The following is a 21,868-nucleotide window of genomic DNA, read 5'->3' on the forward strand; positions in this document are numbered from 1 at the left end:
TTATTTTTTCTTTAATAAAAGGACTGCGATTAATGTGTAATTGCAATGAATCACTTCTAAAGTCCTATTGAAAATACCGGTCTCTAAAACCGTTTAAAAGAGTTACTGTAACAACTTCCTAAAGAGTTTCAATTCCCATATCTACCCCAGCATTGTATTTTCTCATTATTAATTTATACTCCCAAAACACCTTTACTAACCGGTGAATAAGATCCATTATAATGGTTTTTAATACGAATATTCATTTCCGGTAACTGTCTCAATGCTTGTCCAAGATCATTAATTAAATCATTCTCATCTTCTAAACCGATGGATAAACGGATTAATGCATCATTGATTCCGGCCTTCTGTCTGGCTTTATCCGTCATTGACGCATGACTATGAAAGGCAGGTAATTCAATTAAGGTTGTCACGCCCCCAAGTGATTCTGCCAATGTACATACTTCAGTGCTTTCAGCCACTGTTTTAGCTCCTTCTTTTCCACCATCGACTTCAAAAGTAATTACGGCTCCAAATCCCTTTTGCTGGCGCTTGGCCAATTCATGATCCGGATGACTGGGTAAACCCGGGTAGATCACCCGCTTCACTTTTAAATGATCTTGCAACCATTCAGCTACAGTTTGGGTTGTTTTTTGTTGGTGACTATAACGCACCTTTAACGTTTTAATCCCTCTCAGGATGAGCCATGAATCAAAGGCAGGAGAACCAATACCTAATGCATTGGTGAGAAAATGTATTCGGTCTCCAAGTTTTTTATTTTTAGTAATAACGGCACCACCCAAAACATCAGAATGGCCATTCACATATTTTGATAAAGAGTGAACCACAATATGGGCACCAAGATCTAATGGCTTTTGGAGGATTGGTGAACAAAAGGTATTATCCACAACCAATAATGCATTGGACGAATTAGCAATTTCAGCCAAAGCATTTATATCAACCAGCCTCAATAGTGGATTTGAGGGAGACTCTGCCCAAATACATTTTGTATTCGGTCGAATTGCCTTTTGAACACCATCCAAATTTTTTAGGTCAGTGAAAGATACTTCAATACCAAAGTGACGAATGACATCATTGAATAGACGGAATACACCGCCGTAACAATCCTCAGAAATAATCACATGATCGCCCTGTTTAAATAAATGGGCCACAGCTGTAGCGGCTGCCATTCCACTCCCATGAGTAGAACAAAACAGTCCATTCTCCAATTGAGCCAGTTGTTCTTCTAATACAGTTCGAGTTGGATTCGCTGTACGGCTATAATCATAGCCACCATCGTCTTCAACCGAATTCCATTTGAACGATGTACTCAAATGTAATGGCGCATTTAGACTGCCATGTAATGGGTCTGCATTTTGACTGCCGTGGACAATTCGCGTGGATTCATTCCAGAAAGATGGGGGGTGGCCCTTATGGTTATTATTAGTTTTTACCATAGGGTTCTCCTTTCTATTCCGTTAGTGGAATAGGGGTATTGGTAGCATTTTCCCGGGGAATACGATACCGTAAGTACGCAAAAACGCACTGGTTCGTATGTAATTAATAGGATGATATTCAGTGGAAAGCTTGACTTTTCAGCGTCACAGCTCTCATCTATCCCCACTTTTTATGGGGCAGGAATTAGCACCTTAATTAGCATTGCGCCAATTAGGTTGCTAAGGTTTCACAGGGCCTGATCCCTCCACCTTTCTGGATAAAATCCGGTGCTGAACTGTCAAATAGCAGTAATTACTTAAATGAATCTTAAAATAATATTTCAATCCAAGTCAACAATAGATTAATTTATTATTGAGATTAGGGTATAATTCTAAGAATTCACATAGCAATTGACTAAAAATCTTCGGTGCTTTTTCTACCATTTCTGGAGGATCAACAAAGGCAATTCGCATTTGGGTATCACCTTCCCCGGGATTATTATAAAATCCACCCATGGGTGAAACCAATATGGTATAAAATTGATTTTCTATTTTCACTTTACCTTCTTTAGCACAGAATTGTACAAACTCAGAAGCATTAAAATTATCATTCACCAAATTTCTAACGTCCACAACTGTATAGATTGCCGCATCTGGCCGGGAAACAATAATCCCCGGAATCTCTTCTTTAATTGATTCAACAAAATGGAAAATGACACCGCTATAATAATCCCGTTGTTTTTGAAACCATTTCTGAATACCGGTATGGGGTTCGTGCGCCAATGCGCCAAAAATATGTTGACCGATTACGTTGGCACATAGGTTAGCCATATTCTCAAAAACGGACTTTTCAAAAAATTGCCTATTATCTGTAATCATAGCACCAATCCTCAAACCACAAGCATTCCAGACTTTGGAGGTTGATTCCAAACTGATTCTTCGTCCTGCAATTCCCGGCACTTCTGTCTCCTTCAATGTCCAAATACTAGCGTGGGGTTTTCCGTCATAATTAAGTTCCCGGTAAGCTTCATCACTCACCAACCACAAATTATGTTCCACACATAGATTGGCAACTTTGATCAAATCTGACCGACGCATGTGCTGCCCCGTGGGATTATCAAAAGGAATAACCAAAATTCCGGATGGGTCTTCCTTTTCTACAAGAGTTTCTAATTCTTTCAGATTCGGCAATGCAAATCGGCCATCCTGATCGAGATTTCGTGTCACATTCACAATCCGTCGGCCCATACTTTTAGCAAAGGCCATATAATTTGTATAAGTAGCATCAAAGACCAGCAATGGCTTATCACCCGATCCGGGAGAACCGCAAATGCCCGCTATCATCAATTTCATCCCTTGGGATGCGCCTTCGGTTACTTGGCAGAATAATCCATTTGTATCAATTCCTGATGCACCCAATACATTCAAAAATGCTTGGCGCGTTTCGTCTGTTCCACGGGTGCGTGTATAAGGGACAATTCCCTCAACAAAGGGACTACTTAAAGCGCCCAAACTTTGCATCCGTTGAATCATAGCCGGATGCATGGGAAGAGTCACATTCCCGATGGCCATATTGATAACCGTTACTACATCATGATCAAGGCGTGCATCAAACAAATTAGCAGCTTCCCTAATGGAAGATGGTTTTAAAGATTTATAATATGTTGATAGTTCGGGATATTTTTTCAATTGTAATCCAATAATATAATTAAAATATTTCTACGATAAATAATTAATAAGCTCAAGATCTGTAACAGGATTCGGTTTAGGATTAGACTTAATTTTTGAAGTTATCCGTTCAACTACATCACTTGTACATTTAATTTTTAATTTATTTAATCGATCTGCCACTGCTACCGTCCCGGTAAATTTATCAATAATAATATTCCGGTTTTGACCAACTAATTTTGGACAATAGGATTCATATGTTTTGGGGTCTTTGATTACTGCGCGAGTATGAAGACCCGATTTATGGGTAAATGCAAAATCACCAACAATTGGTTGGTTCTTTCGGTTGGAAATCCCTGATATCAATTCCATTTCTTTTGCCAATCTTCTTAATGATGACAAATCCCAATTATTATCCACATGATATTTATTTTTTAAAATGAGTGCAACTTCAGCTAAAGAAGCGATGCCGCATCGTTCACCCAACCCGTTAATAGATACATCGGCAACGCTGGCACCTGCAATAAAAGCTGCAAGCACATTGGCAGTTGCCAATCCGAGATCATTATGACAATGAATATGAATAGGGATATTAATAGCAGCTTTTACTTCGGTAACGAGTTTAGTTGTTACCTCCGGAGTTAAAACACCGACTGTATCTGCAATGCTAAATCGGTCCGCGCCTGCCGTCTCAACTCTTTGGGCGACCTCTATTAAAAATGACAATTCTGTTCTGGAAGCATCCTCTGCCGTAAATCGAAGCATGAGACCTTTATCCTTTGCATAGGATATTACATCCACAATTTGAATAAGTGCTTCTTTTTGATCTATTCCGAATTTGTGTTTTAAACTAAGAGCTGAAGTTCCAAAAAAGATACCAACCCATGGAACACCATAGGCTAATGCACCATCAATGTCTGATCGAGTCGCCCTTCCGTGGATAATCTTTTCTGCCCGTGTATCCAATTGCGATATTTTCTTTACTGCCTTTTGAATATCTGGTGATACTGCAGGATGCCCAATTTCGATGAATTCAATTCCGAATGTATCGAGCGCTTGAACTATCTTGACTTTTTGATCTATCGTAAAAGAAACGTGGGGAGATTGTTCTCCCTCTCTTAAGGTGGAATCGAGTAAAGCTATTTCCATGGTTTTATCCTAATCAGTGGTAAAAATTTTACCGTAAAAATTACTAACCTAACATATTGGAAATATATGAATATAAAATAAAAATGGCTCAACAAAAGTTGGACCTTTTTTATTCTCCGTAGGAGGCCCTCCTACGCTAAATCTTCGGCGGGCAGGGACTCCCCGATACGATACGCTATCGGGAGAGACTTCTCGCCCCTCCACTTTATTCCATAAAAAAACCCCGCATTTCTGCAGGGTTTTTATGCTCCGGAGGAGGGACTCGAACCCCCGACCTGGTGGTTAACAGCCACTCGCTCTACCAACTGAGCTACTCCGGAATATGGCATTTATTTGTTATAAAAGCGCCGCGAATTTATACTATTTATTCTGCGGTCACCAAATATAATTACATTTCTTTTTCTGCTTCTAATATTTTCCCCTGAACAAATAAGCCATGTTTCATTTGATCTGCCGTTATATATACTTTCCCTATTTCATCATGAGGATGGCCATACACAGCGTGAATGGATTTTAATCCACCCATCCATTTTCTATTATCCGAAATGTAAACAAGGTCGCCGGGAAGCGCTTTCATGGCGTCCATATCTTTATTCGAAAAACGTATAACACTTTCATCACCGCTCACAACATTAAAATGAACGAGTACCTTTTTACCTTCCTCGTCATTGGGCTCCCCACCTTTAAATAGTTTTCGTGCGATATTGATTGAATTCGCCGTTAATCCATTCGTATTTACTTTTTCATCATATGGGACATAATAAGTCACAAGCAAGGGAACCATAATGATTACAATAATTGCGGATAAAGCTTGAACATACATTCCTGAAATATTTACCAACACAATGAAAAAGACTCCGATTGTAACAACTAAAATTGTGTTTATTATTGTTTTCCCATTTTGTTTATTTCGAATGGTTGAGATTATTTGTCTCTGCCAATGAGTCGTAATGGTCACCAAAACTGCCGCACCTGCACAAACAAGCGTATTGTATAGTGCACGGATATATGAATAAGGGTGATCTGGATTCATTTCAATTCCATGGTCAAAGGGTGCAATAAAAATGCCAGGATATCTTGCCCCCAGAATCATAAGTGCCACGCCGCCGACAAATGTAGTAATCACAGCCGCAGGTGTAAACCGTTTCCAGAAAACACCGAGGAAAATGCCAACAACAAGTGGCGGTGTTAATGTAGAATGAAAATAACCATGCGCTTCATAAACTGTTGGAAAATTTTTGAAGGCAAGTACGGCTAAAACGCCCAATGCCGTTACAGCCATCGAAGCATAGCGTGCCACCCTCAATTCTCTGCGGTCATTTTCAATAGTTGAAATTGCTTTCTTTTTTAGAAATTTTCGAACGGGACGATATACATCATTAATATAAATCGCTGCCGTCGCATTAATCAAAGTATCTACAGTACTCATTAGTGCAGCCGTAAGTGCAGCCATAATAAATCCAAACATACCGGGGCTTGCAATAATGTTGGCCACTACCACAAAAATTTGATCAGGAGAAACAGATGGACTTACAATATCAGGACTTACAACAGAAATTGCTTTCCCAATCCAACCTGCATTCCCCACAACAATTGCCGAAATGGGAAGAACAAAAAGAATATTTATTGCAGCAGCTTTACGCCCTTCATTCACATTTTTGCAGGCCATGAAACGCATAATGAGGCCTTGATTCATGAATAAAAATCCAATGGACCCAGCAATGGCATCTTGCCAAAATATGCCCACAAAATTAAAGTTTGCCGGCTGATTAAAATCAGCCATAGGTAATTTCCATTCTGCGGGTAAAAGATTCCAAAATATATCAAATCCACCAAGATATGTAATTCCAAAAAAGAATAATAGTAAGCCGGCAAATAACAGGATAAAACCTTGTAAAAGATCCGTGAAAATCACAGCTGTCTGCCCACCAAACGTAATATATATCCCTGTAATAATAGCGATAATAATGATTGCACCCATGAGTGTAATTGGGAATGTCATACTCATTATTGTAAACGCTTCTGGCAGCATGGGAATCACAGCTTTCCCCAGGGTAAGAAACCCAATACCAATATATCCTATCATATAAAGAAGTAGGAGAATTGTAGCCAAAAATCGTGCCGACGGGCTAAATCGTTTTTCGAAATATTCGGGTATAGATCTAATTTTTGAATAAACGATTATGGGCAACCAGCCAAACATAAAAAAGGGAATGAAAAACCAATCATTTAAGTAGGTCATGGTAGAAGATATGCCGTGTTCAAATCCTTTTGCCGAATATTTTACAAAACTGTGACTGCCCACTCCCGTGGCCACAATAGACATGGTAATTAACCACCAGGAAAATCTTCGTCCACCGAAAAAGAAATCAGATGTATTTTTTGTATAACGACCGAAATAACTGCCAAAAAGCATAATCACAATAAAATAAACCACCATTACAACCCAATCTGCCGTGGTACCTATACCATGAAATGTTTGCATTATACCCTTTTCGTCTTTCTAAACATCAATGTTACAACCACAAAAACCACCACCATCCCCAACAGAACAATGGGTACTGTATAGACAGAAATTATATCAAGCGCAGCCCAAATCATGAGTGCATGCATCATTAGGTACCAAACAAAACCGAAAAGAAGAATCCACATCCACTTTTTATGATCTTTCCTATTCAAATCGAAAGATCCTGCCTTAATCGTAATAAAAATACCAGCAATAAAGAGGATTCCTCCAAGTCCATAAAGATAAAAGAATGGAAGCCATGTATGGGAAAAATTCATTTTATTTAATCAGTTTATCAAATTTGATTTTAAGTTTATCATATGTATCGAGGAGACCATCAACCATCACTTTGGTATGCCCAATCACGGGCATGAAATTAGTGTCACCAACCCATCTAGGTACCACATGAAAATGGATGTGATCCGCAATTCCAGCCCCGCCGGAAACACCAATATTGGCGCCAAAGTTGAACCCTTCTGCTTTCATTGTTTCTCTAAATATTTTCATGGATTTATCGGCCAATTCCATAATCTCCATCATGCAATCTTTTGATAATGAATCTGTTGTTTTCACATGATCATAAGGACAAACCATAATATGTCCATTATTATAAGGATAGAGATTCATAAGGACAAAGGCACTATTACCTCTGTAGAGGACAAGATTATCACGATCAGTTTCTGAATCAGACTTAATACAAAACACACAGCCCTCATTTTTATCTTTTTTCGCACGGATATATTCCATGCGCCACGGACTCCAAAGCTTATCCATAAATCATCCCCCATCAATCCCCTTCTTGAGCTGCTTTTGCAGATGCGGTTACTTTGGTTTCCATCTCACGTGGAACTTCTTCATAGTGACTAAATTCTTCAGAATGAATCCCTCGCCCACCGGTTAAAGATCTCAATCTTGTAGAATAATGGTAAAGTTCAGATTGAGGTACTTGTGCTTTGATCTGCTGAAAAGTTCCATCAGTATCCATGCCGATAATTTTCCCACGGCGGCTGGAGATATCACCCATCACATCACCCATGTAATGTTCTGGAACTTTTATTTCTATATTTAGAACCGGTTCCAGTAGACAAGGCTGAGCGGCCAAGAAAGCTTCTCTGAATGCTTGCTTGCCTGCCATTTGGAAAGCTATATCCTTGGAGTCAACAGGGTGTTGTTTGCCATCATAAAATTCGGCTTTTAAATCCACCACACGATATCCCGCCAACACACCTTCTGCAACTGCTGCATTTACACCCTTTTCAACTGAAGGAACAAATACACGGTCAACATTTTGGCCAACTAAAGAATGGGAGAACTCAACGCCTTCACCACGAGATTTAGGCTCAACTTTCATCCATACTTCTGCAAATTGCCCTGCACCACCACTTTGTTTTTTATGACGGTATTTTGATGCGCCTTTACCCCGAATTGTTTCCCGGTATGGAATCCGTGGTTTGAATGTTTCTACTTCCACATTGAATCGCCGTTTCAACCTATCGATTGATACATGAAGGTGCAATTCTCCCTGTCCTGAAAGGACCGTTTGACGAAGTTCGGAATCCACATTATAAACAAAGGTTGAATCTTCTTCATGGATTGTAGCCAACCCAGTAGCTATCTTTTCTTCATCACCTTTGGATTTAGACCGTACACCAAGATGAATATTCGAATTGGGCAGTTTAACAGATGGAAGCCTTACTTTATTCTCGGGACCCGTAAGAGTATTTCCTGTATGAGTATCTTTCAATTTGACAACCGAACCAATATCGCCCGCATTCAATTTGGTTACAGCGGTACGGGTTTTCCCATTCATCAAAAACATTTGACCAAAGCGCTCTGTATTGCCACGGGATGTATTGTGCAATTCCATCCCAGGTGAAACTGTCCCAGAATAGACACGGAAAAAAGAAAGGTCACCAACGTGGGCTTCACTAATAGTTTTAAATACATGAACGACAGGGCTATTCCCATCCAAATCAACATCGACCGCTTCACCTGTATTCGCATTCGTAGCCTTAATTTTTGCTCGATCAATGGGAGATGAACCGTATTTTGCAATAAAATCCATCACCCTCGCCACCCCTATATTTTGCGTTGCGGTTGTACAAAACACTGGAATAAATACTTGATCCTGAATAGCTCTGTGCAATCCTTCGCGCATTTCTTCTTCGGATAAATTCCCTTGTTCAAAAAATTTCTCCATCAAAGAATCATCAGATTCAGCCACATATTCAATCAATTCCTGGTGTAATTCTTTGACACGGTCTTTCCAATCGTCCGGCAATGCTTCTTCTGTGTATTGTCCACTACCATCTGTTTTATAGGTAATCAATTCACTACGAAGTACATCTATAATTTGGTTAAATCCCGGGCCCGCATTTACTGGTAATTGCATAGGGAAAACATTTCCGCCAAAATGATTTTTGCACTGCTGAACAATTTGGTCGAATTTGGCATGTTCTCGGTCCAGACCATTCACTACGATCATTTTGGGGAGACCATAATTATTGGCATAATTCCAAACTTGTTCTGTCCCTACCTCTACGCCATTAACAGCATGGATAGTTATAAGGGCAAGATCCACCACTGCCAATGAAGAAATGGATTCACCGATAAAATCGAGATAACCGGGTGTATCGATTACATTAAATTTGGTATTCATCCACTCCACATGGAGGGGTGACGAATGGATCGATATCTGTCGATCATGCTCATCGCGGTGATAATCTGAAATGGTGGTACCCACTTCAATGGATCCTATGCGGTTTATTTCGCCTCCGCTGGACAGCATAGATTCAGAAAGTATAGTTTTCCCTGAAGCCCCATGGCCCACAATTGCGAAATTACGAATATCTTTAGCTGCGTAATCTTTCATTTTAAATCCTCTTAAAGATTTTCAATCAAAATTGGGTGTTTCTCTACCTCGGACAAAGGATGGAGGCCCCAAGTGTACTTACGAGAGAGGATTTATTTCAAGGATTATTAAATGGTAATTAAAAGATATCTTGCTGGACACCTTCTATATATGCGCGTAGGATTGGGGGCACAAAAACATTCCCCAAATCAAGTTTACCAAATTCTCGGGCCAATATACCCAATCGTTGGTCGATTGGTTTGATTTTGTTCAGTACAATATATGCTTCTTCATTTACCGAACACATACCACCTTGAAAATCTCCTTTTCCCTGGGCGATATTTATATTCAATTTATCCGCTAACTCTTCAAATAAGTTGAGCAGTTTTTCAGGTTTCATTTTTCTCATGGATTATAAAAGATCGTCCCGTTTCTTTTTCTCCAGATATTTTACCAATTCTTTCACATCTTCAACTTTTTCCCGGGGAACAACCAATGTTGCATCTTTGGTATTTACCACCACAATATTGTCCAATCCGATAACTGCAGTAAAATGGCCGTTAGACTGTATGAGATTATTCTTTCCTTCTATGACCACACCTTCGCCACGGATGACATTTTGATCCTTTGATTTTGGCGAAACATCAAATACAGTATCCCAGGAGCCAAGGTCATTCCAATCAAATTCTGCCTTCACCACGTAGATATCATCAGATTTTTCCATTAATCCGTAGTCAATGGATTCAGGTTTAATATTATTCCATAACCGTTTAAAATCTTGTTTTGATGCAATCAGTTTTTCGATTTTTACCAATTGATCATTTAAATCGGGCATATGTTTTTCAATCTTTTTAAAAAAGGTTGATACCCTCCAGACAAACATACCACCATTCCATAAAAAATCGCCACTTTCTATAAATCGCTTGGCCAAAGTATGATGGGGTTTTTCAGCAAATGTTTTTACCCTAAAACCATTCAAATGATCTTCCGGACTATTTTGATCATACTGAATATATCCGTACCCAGTAGCAGGGAAAGTGGGCTCAATCCCGATCGTCACTAAAGAATCATTTTTGTTGGCCAATTGAATAGCAGACCGAACTGTTTTTGCAAATTTTTGAGCACCCACAATTAAATGATCTGCCGGGAATACGCTCATGACAGCATCCTTCCCCAGTTTTTTTATATGGAGCGCCGCCAACCCAATGGCTGCCGCGGTATCTTTTCCGCTAGGTTCAACAATGATATTTTTGGGTTTAACACCCTTTATTGTCTTTTTTATTTTGGGCGCCAGATTTGGGCCCGTTACTATAAATACATCTTCGACATTTTTCATTTTCACCAAACGATTAACAGTCATTTGGAGCATGGATTCATTGCCGACAATATTTAAAAGTTGTTTTGGATTTTCTTTCCGACTGGCTGGCCAAAAACGAGTCCCCCGTCCACCAGCCATTATGACACAATACATTTAGTTTTTCTCTCCTATCTTAAGAGGGCCAACATCAATATCCCAATTGGCGCGTACATCGAAAGTATCGGGATGAATATAAAACCATTCACTGGCTTGAAAAGGATAAGCTGACCCATGGGAATATTTTTTATCCCTATCCAGGTCATCAATAATCATCAAGCGATATGGACCCTCAGGTATGTGTTTAAAGTGGAATTGTTGGTTGGAATTTACAGAAGAATAGAAAATTTCAGGTTCTTTTTTCAGCATCTTTAACTCTATCAATGGATTGACACCCTTCATTTCGAATGACCCACTAATTCCGCCGTATCCCAATTTCTTTTCTGATTTTATATTTACATAGGAGATTGAATCTTTTAAGGTTTTTCCTTCTATTGGGGTAAGTCCTTCAGAAAATATTATCAATTTGTATTTGGTTTTCTCTTTCCAACCAGTGGGCGGAATAAAAGCAATTTCCGTCGGATTTATCCAATTCAACTTCGTAACAACTGTATCTGTATCTGCTACCATAAAAAATGTACTATCAAAAATGGAAATAACCGGTTTTGAAAAAACTATAGATACAATTGGTCCCTCATTTTTTTCCAATTGGATGGTAACTGATTTCTCCGGCTTCAACCGTTTTAAATGGGTTGTGTCTCTTTTAGTTGGGATGCGAATATTAATTTTTGCATCAGATAGCATTGTATCAACACCCGAAAAAACTGAACTTAATTTCAATTCTGCTTTCCCCGCTGACAAGGTATCAGCCGAAATCATTAGGAACCTTTTTTTATCCTGGGCATCTTGATAAAACTTTGGCTGATGGTCATTTTCATCAGAATCAACAATAGCTAACCCACCGAGTTCAACATTACTTTCCAGTTCCCTATTAAAATGTATCCAGCCCCAGCGTTTGCCTTTCCATTCTCCATGGGTCATTTTCAACGGCGGTGTTTCCCGCTTCGGCTGCATTGAGATTCCATTAAGAGATTGTTTCTCGCCTAAATTATATGTCTTTTTTGATGTAACACCATAGGCCATTCGTTCGGGGACGAGCCCCGCCCCGGCAGCACTCCGTTCAATGCCCATAATTATATATTCCCCAGGAGCCAGATACTTAAAATTGAAGTTTCCCTCATCGTCCGCTTCAGACACATAAAGAGGTTCTTTGAAAAAAATAGAATCTTCAAACCCCTTTTCCAATTTCCATAAATGGGCTGCGTAGGATTCTTCGCCATGAATACGGCCGGAAATTTGGCCTTCATCTATAATCGCACCTGTACTGTAAGCCACTTGGATGGATTGACCTAAGGCTACACCTCGTTCATCCTTCAGATTGCGATTGATTGTAATGACGTAAGTTTGGTTTTTTAATAATTCCTCTGGGAAATCCAAGATTATCTCATCGTCACCATAGATAGGTTCGATCAGCGAATCCAGGCGGGGAGATATTTTTACCGCATTTTTTAAAGATTTTTCATCAATATATTCGGAAAATTTGAGCGTAACAATTCCACCTTCAAAGTGGATGCTTCCCCCTTCCGGGATAGCGGAAATAAAAGCCGGCGGCGTTTCATCCTCGGGCCCACCGCCTGGGGATGAGACAGCCGCACATGAATAAATCATGAGCGCAATGCCCATTAGAGCAATGACTTTGCTAAATCTTTTTAATATAAATGGGTAAATCAAATTTGAAATTATTCTATTCAGGAGGGGTCAAATTTACAGGAATTACTTTTTCAAATGTCATCTCAGTTTCACTCACTTGAGTTGTAACACACCATACCTTTACTCCAACTTGTTTTGCTGCTAATAATGCTTTTGCGAATTTGAGATCTCGATCCCACATGGGTTCAAATCGATTTGCATCAAACCTTTGGCAAACAAACAAAATCCCAGCACCATTGCCTTCTTTAACCAATTCCGATAAAGCCTCTGCGTGGCGGGTGCCTCTTGCTGTAATTGCATCGGGGAATTTTGCCAATCCATTTTCTACATAAGTCACGGATTTCACTTCTAAATAAAAGGGCTTTTCATTTTTATCTTTCAACAGGAAATCAAAACGATGGTTCCCATGGGATATTTCTGATCGGACATATTGAAATTCTTTAAACATGGGCAAATCGCCTCGTTGTAACGATTCCTTCACAAATCGATTTGGTAATGCTGATACCAGTGATATCAATTGACCTTGATGGCGAACCATGACTGTGGAATATTTTGTTTTTCGTTCAGATTTTTTAGGCGCCCGCCGCAACAAAAGATCAGCGCCGGAAAGGAGCAATTCCTTTAACCGTCCTGGATCGGGTAAATGGGAACGTACAATTTTACCATCCACTTCTACCATAGTTATAAAGCGATTAGGCCGTTCAACAAATTTTCCTGAAATTAGAGGGCCTTCAATTTTCATTTGTTTTTTCCGCAAATCATAAGGTAGAAATTAGAATATAAAAAACAATCTATTCATTCATATTGATAGTGCAGAATTATATTTGGAAAATATACTGTTAAACTATAGATTCTTCCGTTATTTTGCTCCATAAACGAATAATCTTATGCACTTAGACCAAACAGACAAAGGGATATTGGACGAATTACAGTCCAATGCGCGGATCACCAATGCCGCATTGGCCAAGCGAGTGAACCTTTCTCCTTCCAGCACTTTGGAACGGGTAAAGAAGCTTGAGGCCAGTGGACTTATTGAACGATATGTTACTTTATTGAATTCGCAAAAAGCCGGTTACACCTGCATGACATTTGTGGAAGTCACCTTAGCCCGCCATGGCGAAACACCGGTAGATGATTTCTTCAAAGCTATTGCTGATATGGATGAAGTTCTGGAATGCCACCACATAACTGGTGAAGGTGATTTTTTATTAAAGATAGCCACACGGGACATTCCCCATTATGATGAGTTGATTCTCCATGGATTGTCCGCCCTTACCAATGTGGAACATTTGAAAACTTCTGTCGTCCTTTCCACTTTTAAACACCAAACCAGGCTACCAATCTAATATGGCGCTCGTTCCATCCTATATCCAGAATCTCGCCAATTATGTCCCCGGGAAACCCATTGAAGAGGTCCAACGAGAATTAGGGTTGGATCATGTGGATAAATTAGCATCCAATGAAAATTCGTTGGGACCATCCCCAAAAGCAATCGAAGCAATGGAGAAATCTTTATCAGGTCTTCATCGTTATCCTGATGTTTCCGGTTTTGAACTAAGAACCAAACTGGCCAACCGATTCAATATAAAAATAGAAAATGTGATCTTAGGTGGTGGCAGTGAAGGTATTATGTCCACTATTATGCGGACATTTTTACTCAGCGATGACGAATTGGTTTCAGCCGCAAACTCATTCATCGGTTTCCGCGTTTTGGCCAATGCCTCCGGGCGAAAGGTCCACTGGGTACCCATGAAAAACCATCGTTATGACTTGGAAGCTATGGCAAAAAAAGTTACAGACTATACCAAAATCATTTATATTGCCAATCCCGATAATCCCATGGGGACTTACATAACCCGGGAAGAATTTGACGAATTTTATACACATATCCCGGCACGAGTCCTTATCATATTAGACGAAGCTTATTATGAATTCGCCCAGTCCAAAACAGACTTCCCAGACTCCATGGCCTATCGCTATGATAATGTCATTACATTGCGGACATTTTCAAAAGCATACGGGTTGGCGGGATTGCGGATTGGCTATGGCTTTGCACACAAAGAACTCATTCGCAACCTGATGAAAGTAAAAGAACCATTTTCACCTTCGCTTATCGCTCACATTGCCGGTTCAGCCGCCATGAATGATGATGAATTTTTAAGTAGAACATTGGCCATTAATGAAGCAGGATATACATTTTTGAAAGACCAACTCACATCCTTGGGAATTGAAACTGTCCCGTCTGTTGCCAATTTTATTACCACTATATGGCTGTCTCAAGAACAGGCGAAAGAAGTTACCCAATCCTTGCTAAACAAAGGCGTCATTGTGAGAAACCTAAAGGCATTCGGATGGCCCAATTGTATCCGTATATCCATCGGTACCGCCGAAGAAAACGGCCGATTTATTCAGGCTCTAAAATCAATTCTATAAATTTGAGGATATTATGAATAATTATAAAATTAACGCATTTGACCACTGTGAACTGTATGTGAGCAATGCCAAGCAGGCGGCCCATTATTACCGTAGCTGTCTCGGATTTCAGCCCATTGGTTATAAAGGGCTTGAAACGGGTAGCCGTGATAAAGTCAGTTATGTGATGAAACAGAATCAAGTTCGATTTGTGTTGAGTTCTCCCTTGAGCCCAGGAACAGAAATGGGCCTCCACATTGATAAGCATGGGGATGGAGTAAAGGATGTTTCTTTCTCTGTAGATAATGCAGAAAATGCATGGAAGGAAACCACTTCTCGAGGGGCTGAAAGTGTAAGTAAACCAAAATTGATCGAGGATGAAAAAGGTGAAGCAGTCGTTGCCACCATCAAAACTTATGGCGATACCACCCATACTTTTGTTGAGCGAAATAATTATAATGGAGTCTTTCTTCCCGGCTACGAAGTGATGGATGTGGATATGGTTGCAGACCCAGTAGGCATCGTCCATATTGATCATGTGGTGGGGAATCAACCTGATGGCGTTATGCAACCAGTTTGTGATTTTTATGAAAAGGTATTTGGCTGGCATCGGTTTTGGTCCGTGGATGACAAGGATGTCTCCACCGAATACACCTCTCTCCGTTCAGTCGTAATGGCCAATGAAAATGAAAAAATTAAAATGCCCATTAACGAGCCGGCGGATGGATTAAAAAAATCCCAGATCCAAGAATTTGTAGATTTCTATGAAGGGGCAGGCGTTCAACACATTGCCATGTCGTCCCGGGATATCATAGAGACTGTCAAAAAATTAAGAGCCAAAGGAGTTGACTTTTTACCCACACCTCAATCCTATTATGATACCCTTATAGAAAGGGTTGGCGAATTTGAAGAGGATATCAAAATCCTCGCTGAATTGGGTATTTTAGTAGATGCAGATGAAAACGGATATATGCTCCAGATATTCACCAAACCGATCCAGGATCGCCCCACCTTGTTTTACGAAATCATTCAGCGGAAAGGATCCAACAGCTTTGGTAAAGGTAATTTTAAAGCCCTTTTTGAATCCATCGAAAGAGAACAGGCCCTTCGCGGTAACCTATAAATTTTGAAACAATAATGAAATTCATTACTTACTCAGAAAATAATAATACCGAACACCGATTCGGGTTTAAGATTGAGGACAGGATTGTAGATGTCACGCGCGCAGCGAAGTGGATTAACCAAAATAATGGGAATGATATATTTCTTTCCCTTCCAAGTTCCTTGAAAGAAACCCTTTCGAATTGGGATCAGAATTTTTCTCTTTTGAAAAAATTAGATTTCGAAGTTTCTAAAGGTGACTTGGATGCATTATCCCAAGCTGAATCTGATTTGGTCATTTTACCTCCCATTCCCGACCCACCGTCATTCCGAGATTTTTATGCATTTGAGCAACACGTCCTTTCTGCACGAAAACTCCGTGGACTAGACATGAATCCCGATTGGTACAAATTAGCCATATTCTATTTTTCCAATCCTAATTGCGGTTATGGTCATGGTGCAGAAATTCCATATCCTTTACAAACGACTGAGCTGGATTTTGAATTGGAGTTCGCCGTCATCATTGGTAACGGTGGTTCTAACATTAAAGCTGAAAATGCGGGTGAGGTGATTGCCGGTTATACTATTTTAAATGATTGGTCTTCTCGCAACCTCCAGCGTGAAGAAATGCCCATGAGTCTCGGGCCAGCAAAGGGTAAGGATTTTGCCTCAAGTTTTGGTCCATATATGGTAACTACCGACGAACTTGAAGATGCTTGGGGCGAAGATGGGAAACTCCACTTACGCATGACGTGTCATGTGAATGGTAAGAAAATTTCAGACGGAAATACAAACGACCTTTATCACTCTTTTGGTGAAATGATTGAACGGGCCAGCATGAATACAAAATTAGTCCCGGGAGAATATATCGGTTCAGGAACTGTTGGCACCGGCTGCATTTTAGAACTCCGTCCCGAAAATACCGGTGGTTGGATTGAAAAAGGTGATGTAGTTACATTAGAAGTTGAACGACTGGGAATTTTAGAGAATAAAATAGTGTAGGGGCGACTCCACGCCTAACGGCGGGTAAACATGACTAGCGCCTACTGAACTAACGAAAGATATTTAATGCCATTTTACCAATCCCGTGGACAATTACCTAAAAAACGCCACATTCAATTCAAGGATGTTGACGGCAATCTCTATTGGGAAGAACTCATTAGCCGAGAAGGATTCAGCCACATTCACTCCAATGTATATCATGCTCAGCCACCGACCACTGTTAATAAAGTTGGCAATCTTTCTCCACTCAAACTTGAAGCATGGGATCAGGAACACCGCCATCACCATATTAATACGCGAGGGCTAAAACATGATGGCGATGCCATTTCATCCCGTATTCCATTATTTTTTAATTCAGATGTAATCCTTTCTAAAGCTACAGCTTCAAATTCCATGGATTATCTCTATCGAAATGGAAATTATGACGAATGTATTTTTGTTCACGGCGGTGCTGGAAAACTCAAAACAAATTTTGGTTCATTAGAATTAAAGTATGGCGATTATGCCATTATCCCCCGTGGTGTTATCTGGCAATTGGATGTGTCCGAATCCATGGAATTATTCATTATAGAAACAGCAGGTCCGATTGAAACACCCAATCGCTATCGCAATAAACTTGGGCAATTATTAGAGCATTCCCCTTACAGTGAACGGGACATAAAAACACCGTCATTCGAAGCACCTAAAACCGAAGGCCCAATTGAAGTCAAAGTGCGATTAACCCAAGGAATTCAATCTTATGAATACAAAAACCATCCATTTGATATCGTTGGCTGGGACGGTTTTTATTTTCCATGGGTATTTAATGTGAATGACTTTATGCCTATTACTGGAAAGGTCCATCAACCACCACCAGTTCATCAAGCATTTCAAGCACCGGGATTGGTGATTTGCAATTTTGTTTCACGCCTTTTTGATTATCATCCCGAGGCAGTGCCGGCGCCCTATGCCCACAGCAATGTAGATTCTGATGAAATACTCTATTATGTAGAAGGTGATTTCATGAGCCGCAAAGGTGTTGAGCAAGGATCCATTACCTATCATCCCATGGGCTTGCCCCACGGCCCCCAACCTGGAAAAATTGAGGCATCATTAGGTGCCAAAGAAGCGAACGAAATCGCCGTAATGGTTGACACCTTTAAACCGTTAATGATGACAAAAGCAGCCGCAAAAATTGATGACGCTAATTATCCATATTCATGGCAGGATGAAAAATGATTATAGATCCAAAACAACAAGCATTTAAGGACAACTATAAACTAATGATTGGATCCATATTGCCGCGACCAATTGCATTTGTAGCTACCCGATCTAAAAATGGTGTAGATAATCTTGCTCCTTTTTCATTTTTTAATGGTGTGTGCTCAAATCCACCAACCATTTCTTTTTGTCCGGTGAGGCGTGGTGCCGATGGTGACATAAAAGATACTCTTAGAAATATTCGGGATACAAATGTCTTTGCATTGAATATTGTTAGTGAATCCTTCGCATCAGAAATGGTTACAACTGCGACAGAATTCCCGCCTGAAGTGAGTGAATTTGAAGTCTCGGGTCTTACGCCTGTTCCATGCGAAAAAATTGATGCTATGCGTGTAGGTGAGGCCAAAATATCATTTGAATGTGAATTAAATCAAATAATTGAAATTGGTGATGGAAGTCCAGGAAGTGGATTCCTTGTATTGGGCACTATTATACTTTTTCACGTGGATGATAATTTGTATGACAATGGCCGAATTGACCTAGAAAAGCTTCAACCAATCGGTCGTCTGGCAGGTGCCAATGGCTATTGTCGTATATCTGATCGTTTTGAAATTGAACGACAGATTCTACCCAAATAATGTCCCAAATTAAAGAACGCATATACCAAGCACAATGTTTGGGAAATGTGGAACCTATCGAACATATGGTTCCTTACCCTAACCTCCGGGCATTGGTGGATGGCCAAAATGTAAAGTACGGCGAAAAGATGGTTTATGCTGATTTAGGCCTCACATCGGATAAGGTCTACCGCATGGCCCAACAGACCGCCAATTGGCTGGTTGCTGAAGGGGTTAATCCCAAAGATCGAATTTTGATAGACCAACTTCCTTTTCCACAATGCGAGATTTTGGCTTTCGGAATCTGGACACTGGGAGCATCTGTCGTCCTCACCGGCGATGACGATCTTGATGGTGCAAAAAAATCCATGTCCCCATCATTTATCATTTCGGAAGAAACCGGTTACTTTGAAAAGATTGAGAAATTTCCCGAAGAACACGACCCCACTTTCAAACCGTTACTGGGCCACGAGGCAATGGTATTTTGGGATAAAGGAAAAGGCATTCAACTTAGCCATTATAATTTATTGGTAAATGCCAACGGCATCCAGCACGCCATTGATTTGTTTGAGAATCAAACTTACCACATTAGCATTACGCCAAATTCAATGGCCTGGGTAATTCTCCAAGCCATGCTGCCTCTATACACTGGAGCGCCACTTACTTCTGAAAATCCTCACATGACTTTGGGGATTGATGAAGTTGATTTTCGCATTCAATTTGAATGGGATAAACTTGTAGAAACTACACCGCCCTCTCTTTATGTCTGCAATGAGAATACGGCATTTATTTCAATGAATAAGACACCCATCCATTTAACAGCTATGGATGATGATACCTTCCCCAAAGCGATTACCGGTCACTCGGTTATGATGGGTTATTTGGACGATAAATTAAATGAAAAAGTATTTAAGGATGGTCATTTAAAGATTAATTGAATTTTTCCCACCACCTCCTCCTATACTTAAATAGGGGGAAATCGACTATAATTAATAGGTGTGTTCGTCCTATTTATTTTCAGTTTTTACTCGGAACCCGTTTTCAAAACTCTTCCTTTTTCAACTGGTTTCCGTTAAAAATCCACACAGCTTCGTTGAGTTTGTTGTATGATTCAATTTGTGCAAATGCCCCAAGAACTAAAGATCCTAAATAAATTGACATAGTAGCTTCATTTGGTCCTTCCCCTCCACCGGGGCCCATTATGGCAACACTAGCTAAAGGGCCGGCAAATATTAACCCTAGACTCACGATGCGCATAAATTTATATTTACTATATAATTCCGCTGAATCAGGATAGCGATTCAATTCTCCACCTATTGAAACCACTGAATATGAATTTCCGCCCATCATATATTTTGGCCCCAGAAATCCTTGTTGGAGATAAATAGTTTCATTGTAGTATTTTGAATCGAAGTCATCTCCCTGGGCAAAAAGAATATTTGAAAAAACAGCTATCACTAAAAAATATTGTATTGATTTCGTCATGATTTAACAAACCTCATTTTATTTGCCTATAATAAATTGACCCCACTGCCAAAAATGTAGGACGGCTGCAATCGCACCTCCTGTTACAAAGGCTCCCCCTAACCATTCTGTAATTTCGGGATATGGTCGTGAAATTTGAAATGATTGTGTAAATGTCCAAGCTTCCTCCGGTTTGGCCGCCAGGATTAAGGCAATGGATACATAATGAAATGTGTTAGCGAAAAGGTGGGTGGCATACTCTCCATTCGATAAGCCACCATATCGATCCCGGCTATGACCCTCAATCCGCACATCAATCGCCAGCAAAATTATATCAATGACACCGACAAAAACTCCTGCCATCATCATCCAGCCACCGAAATCATTTTGGAATAAACAATAGACTACTATGGGAAAAGCCACAGCGCGACATGTATGAATAATATGCTCAAGGATAGATTCCTTATAATTGGCCAACTTGTATTTATAATCATGGAAGTACAAGCCATCCACAATGGCCAGCAACCCAAAAAGAACCATAAATAGGGTTGCGGCAAAAATCAATTGTCGGTTTTCAGCTTATATTCATTCTGATAATACCGCCATCCGAAATAGGCAACGGCAATAAGTAATAACCACTGGGGCGCTTTCAAAAATCCATCTTCCGGGAAGGGTGAATCACCTCTAACAAATTCTTCAAAAAACCGGAATAAGCCATAGGCCGCCAAATACAATCGGAATGAACTACCGCGGACTTTATATGTGCCCCGTTTTTGCCACAAGAATCCGAACAATGCCAGATTGAAAATAATTTCATAAATGGGGGCAGGGTGAACGGCCAATGAAGCTATAGCTGTTTCGGGAATCACGCCTGTTACCATTTGGGTAAGATGAGCCATGGATCCTTCTGGATAAGTAATACCCCATGGCAATTCACAAGGCGTTCCAAAACAACATCCACCCAAAAGACACCCCACACGGCCAATAGCATGGCCAATAGGAATGGCGATAGCAAATGCATCCCCAGTAGAATGGGGATAACCAATTTTTTTCTTCACCAGTTCTACACCCATGAAGCCGCCGGCGATACCACCCAACACGGTCTTGCCCGCAAAATCAAAGGCGCGAATCCGCGCCGGCACTTCTTCAAATCCTGCAAAGAATACATTAAAAATGTATGAACCGATGACAGCCCCAATGATGGCGCCCACCATGACGAAGAGCATTTGTTCCAACTCCCAGCCCATGCGACGGAATTCGCGGTAAAAGAAGACGCCGCCGACGATCCATGCCAAGAGGAAAAAGACAGAATAGGAATCGATTATGAGGGATTCAGATTGATAAAGAATTGGAACCATA

Annotated in this window: 21 protein-coding genes, 1 tRNA gene and 1 riboswitch; of the genes, 7 read left to right on the plus strand and 15 right to left on the minus strand. The window is 40.3% G+C overall.

Features of this window, described 5'->3' with window-relative positions; all coding sequences use genetic code 11:
- Positions 1-173 precede the first annotated feature (173 nt).
- The 12 genes from HN459_05615 to sfsA form a co-directional block, all read right to left on the minus strand.
- Positions 174-1,436, minus strand: coding sequence for a PLP-dependent transferase (locus tag HN459_05615; protein ID MBT3478925.1), 1,263 nt, complete (start codon positions 1,434-1,436; stop codon positions 174-176).
- Between the two features lie 150 nt (positions 1,437-1,586).
- Positions 1,587-1,700, minus strand: a riboswitch (SAM riboswitch).
- 66 nt (positions 1,701-1,766) lie between these two features.
- Positions 1,767-3,104: an aminotransferase class I/II-fold pyridoxal phosphate-dependent enzyme gene (locus HN459_05620; protein ID MBT3478926.1), complete on the minus strand. Its 1,338-nt coding sequence runs from the start codon at positions 3,102-3,104 to the stop codon at positions 1,767-1,769.
- 30 nt (positions 3,105-3,134) lie between these two features.
- A complete protein-coding gene (locus HN459_05625) occupies positions 3,135-4,232 on the minus strand; it encodes a 2-isopropylmalate synthase (protein ID MBT3478927.1) in 1,098 nt (365 codons plus the stop codon).
- Positions 4,233-4,479: 247 nt separating this feature from the next.
- Positions 4,480-4,552: transfer RNA gene (locus HN459_05630), tRNA-Asn, on the minus strand.
- 68 nt (positions 4,553-4,620) lie between these two features.
- Positions 4,621-6,717: a sodium:solute symporter family protein gene (locus HN459_05635; GenBank protein ID MBT3478928.1), complete on the minus strand. Its 2,097-nt coding sequence runs from the start codon at positions 6,715-6,717 to the stop codon at positions 4,621-4,623.
- Positions 6,717-7,016 (minus strand): hypothetical protein, encoded by a 300-nt coding sequence (locus HN459_05640; GenBank protein ID MBT3478929.1) that lies wholly within the window; start codon positions 7,014-7,016, stop codon positions 6,717-6,719. Before HN459_05640 ends, HN459_05635 begins: the two co-directional genes overlap by 1 nt.
- 1 nt (position 7,017) lies before the next feature.
- A complete protein-coding gene (locus HN459_05645; protein ID MBT3478930.1) occupies positions 7,018-7,512 on the minus strand; it encodes an HIT domain-containing protein in 495 nt (164 codons plus the stop codon).
- A gap of 13 nt (positions 7,513-7,525) precedes the next feature.
- Positions 7,526-9,610, minus strand: a complete 2,085-nt coding sequence (locus HN459_05650) for an elongation factor G (GenBank protein ID MBT3478931.1) — start codon at positions 9,608-9,610, stop codon at positions 7,526-7,528.
- A gap of 118 nt (positions 9,611-9,728) precedes the next feature.
- Positions 9,729-9,998 (minus strand): hypothetical protein, encoded by a 270-nt coding sequence (locus HN459_05655; GenBank protein MBT3478932.1) that lies wholly within the window; start codon positions 9,996-9,998, stop codon positions 9,729-9,731.
- 3 nt (positions 9,999-10,001) lie between these two features.
- On the minus strand, positions 10,002-11,060 hold the full coding sequence (locus tag HN459_05660) for an NTP transferase domain-containing protein (GenBank protein ID MBT3478933.1): 1,059 nt from the start codon (positions 11,058-11,060) through the stop codon (positions 10,002-10,004).
- On the minus strand, positions 11,061-12,686 hold the full coding sequence (locus HN459_05665; protein ID MBT3478934.1) for an Ig-like domain-containing protein: 1,626 nt from the start codon (positions 12,684-12,686) through the stop codon (positions 11,061-11,063).
- Between the two features lie 61 nt (positions 12,687-12,747).
- Positions 12,748-13,455 carry a DNA/RNA nuclease SfsA gene (gene sfsA / locus HN459_05670; GenBank protein ID MBT3478935.1) on the minus strand — a complete coding sequence of 236 codons (708 nt, stop codon included), beginning with the start codon at positions 13,453-13,455 and terminating at the stop codon, positions 12,748-12,750.
- 145 nt (positions 13,456-13,600) lie between these two features.
- Here sfsA and HN459_05675 point away from each other — a divergent pair, with 145 nt between their 5' ends.
- The 7 genes from HN459_05675 to HN459_05705 all read left to right on the plus strand — a co-directional run bounded on the left by HN459_05675 (position 13,601) and on the right by HN459_05705 (position 19,983).
- Positions 13,601-14,059, plus strand: a complete 459-nt coding sequence (locus tag HN459_05675) for an Lrp/AsnC family transcriptional regulator (GenBank protein ID MBT3478936.1) — start codon at positions 13,601-13,603, stop codon at positions 14,057-14,059.
- A gap of 1 nt (position 14,060) precedes the next feature.
- A complete protein-coding gene (locus HN459_05680) occupies positions 14,061-15,146 on the plus strand; it encodes a histidinol-phosphate transaminase (GenBank protein MBT3478937.1) in 1,086 nt (361 codons plus the stop codon).
- A 13-nt stretch (positions 15,147-15,159) separates the two neighbouring features.
- The gene (gene hppD / locus HN459_05685; protein ID MBT3478938.1) at positions 15,160-16,248 is read left to right on the plus strand and encodes a 4-hydroxyphenylpyruvate dioxygenase; all 1,089 of its coding nucleotides are present in this window, start codon (positions 15,160-15,162) and stop codon (positions 16,246-16,248) included.
- Positions 16,249-16,262: 14 nt separating this feature from the next.
- The gene (locus HN459_05690; GenBank protein ID MBT3478939.1) at positions 16,263-17,228 is read left to right on the plus strand and encodes a fumarylacetoacetate hydrolase family protein; all 966 of its coding nucleotides are present in this window, start codon (positions 16,263-16,265) and stop codon (positions 17,226-17,228) included.
- 66 nt (positions 17,229-17,294) lie between these two features.
- Complete coding sequence (locus HN459_05695) at positions 17,295-18,446, plus strand: homogentisate 1,2-dioxygenase (protein ID MBT3478940.1); 1,152 nt, start codon at positions 17,295-17,297, stop codon at positions 18,444-18,446.
- Complete coding sequence (locus HN459_05700; protein ID MBT3478941.1) at positions 18,443-19,066, plus strand: flavin reductase family protein; 624 nt, start codon at positions 18,443-18,445, stop codon at positions 19,064-19,066. Before HN459_05695 ends, HN459_05700 begins: the two co-directional genes overlap by 4 nt.
- Positions 19,066-19,983 (plus strand): hypothetical protein, encoded by a 918-nt coding sequence (locus HN459_05705; GenBank protein ID MBT3478942.1) that lies wholly within the window; start codon positions 19,066-19,068, stop codon positions 19,981-19,983. The genes HN459_05700 and HN459_05705 overlap by 1 nt, the downstream gene beginning before the upstream one ends.
- 103 nt (positions 19,984-20,086) lie before the next feature.
- Here HN459_05705 and HN459_05710 read toward each other — a convergent pair whose 3' ends face one another.
- From HN459_05710 to HN459_05720, 3 genes are read right to left on the minus strand one after another with little or no spacing between them, the layout of a single operon-like run.
- Positions 20,087-20,530, minus strand: a complete 444-nt coding sequence (locus tag HN459_05710) for a hypothetical protein (GenBank protein MBT3478943.1) — start codon at positions 20,528-20,530, stop codon at positions 20,087-20,089.
- A gap of 18 nt (positions 20,531-20,548) precedes the next feature.
- Positions 20,549-21,073: a hypothetical protein gene (locus HN459_05715; protein ID MBT3478944.1), complete on the minus strand. Its 525-nt coding sequence runs from the start codon at positions 21,071-21,073 to the stop codon at positions 20,549-20,551.
- Positions 21,070-21,867 carry a hypothetical protein gene (locus tag HN459_05720; GenBank protein ID MBT3478945.1) on the minus strand — a complete coding sequence of 266 codons (798 nt, stop codon included), beginning with the start codon at positions 21,865-21,867 and terminating at the stop codon, positions 21,070-21,072. The genes HN459_05715 and HN459_05720 overlap by 4 nt, the downstream gene beginning before the upstream one ends.
- Position 21,868: the final 1 nt, after the last annotated feature.

This window comes from Candidatus Neomarinimicrobiota bacterium, from assembly GCA_018647265.1.
In the GTDB taxonomy this organism is placed as follows: domain Bacteria; phylum Fidelibacterota; class Marinisomatia; order Marinisomatales; family TCS55; genus TCS55.

Excerpts from the sequence above, each read along its gene's own strand:
- HN459_05615 (MBT3478925.1), bottom strand. The coding sequence starts at position 1,436 with ATGGTAAAAACTAATAATAACCATAAGGGCCACCCCCCATCTTTCTGG.
- HN459_05625 (MBT3478927.1), bottom strand. The coding sequence starts at position 4,232 with ATGGAAATAGCTTTACTCGATTCCACCTTAAGAGAGGGAGAACAATCT.
- HN459_05635 (MBT3478928.1), bottom strand. The coding sequence starts at position 6,717 with ATGCAAACATTTCATGGTATAGGTACCACGGCAGATTGGGTTGTAATG.
- HN459_05640 (MBT3478929.1), bottom strand. The coding sequence starts at position 7,016 with ATGAATTTTTCCCATACATGGCTTCCATTCTTTTATCTTTATGGACTT.
- HN459_05645 (MBT3478930.1), bottom strand. The coding sequence starts at position 7,512 with ATGGATAAGCTTTGGAGTCCGTGGCGCATGGAATATATCCGTGCGAAA.
- HN459_05650 (MBT3478931.1), bottom strand. The coding sequence starts at position 9,610 with ATGAAAGATTACGCAGCTAAAGATATTCGTAATTTCGCAATTGTGGGC.
- HN459_05655 (MBT3478932.1), bottom strand. The coding sequence starts at position 9,998 with ATGAGAAAAATGAAACCTGAAAAACTGCTCAACTTATTTGAAGAGTTA.
- HN459_05660 (MBT3478933.1), bottom strand. The coding sequence starts at position 11,060 with ATGTATTGTGTCATAATGGCTGGTGGACGGGGGACTCGTTTTTGGCCA.
- HN459_05665 (MBT3478934.1), bottom strand. The coding sequence starts at position 12,686 with ATGGGCATTGCGCTCATGATTTATTCATGTGCGGCTGTCTCATCCCCA.
- sfsA (MBT3478935.1), bottom strand. The coding sequence starts at position 13,455 with ATGAAAATTGAAGGCCCTCTAATTTCAGGAAAATTTGTTGAACGGCCT.
- HN459_05675 (MBT3478936.1), top strand. The coding sequence starts at position 13,601 with ATGCACTTAGACCAAACAGACAAAGGGATATTGGACGAATTACAGTCC.
- HN459_05680 (MBT3478937.1), top strand. The coding sequence starts at position 14,061 with ATGGCGCTCGTTCCATCCTATATCCAGAATCTCGCCAATTATGTCCCC.
- hppD (MBT3478938.1), top strand. The coding sequence starts at position 15,160 with ATGAATAATTATAAAATTAACGCATTTGACCACTGTGAACTGTATGTG.
- HN459_05690 (MBT3478939.1), top strand. The coding sequence starts at position 16,263 with ATGAAATTCATTACTTACTCAGAAAATAATAATACCGAACACCGATTC.
- HN459_05695 (MBT3478940.1), top strand. The coding sequence starts at position 17,295 with ATGCCATTTTACCAATCCCGTGGACAATTACCTAAAAAACGCCACATT.
- HN459_05700 (MBT3478941.1), top strand. The coding sequence starts at position 18,443 with ATGATTATAGATCCAAAACAACAAGCATTTAAGGACAACTATAAACTA.
- HN459_05705 (MBT3478942.1), top strand. The coding sequence starts at position 19,066 with ATGTCCCAAATTAAAGAACGCATATACCAAGCACAATGTTTGGGAAAT.
- HN459_05710 (MBT3478943.1), bottom strand. The coding sequence starts at position 20,530 with ATGACGAAATCAATACAATATTTTTTAGTGATAGCTGTTTTTTCAAAT.
- HN459_05720 (MBT3478945.1), bottom strand. The coding sequence starts at position 21,867 with ATGGTTCCAATTCTTTATCAATCTGAATCCCTCATAATCGATTCCTAT.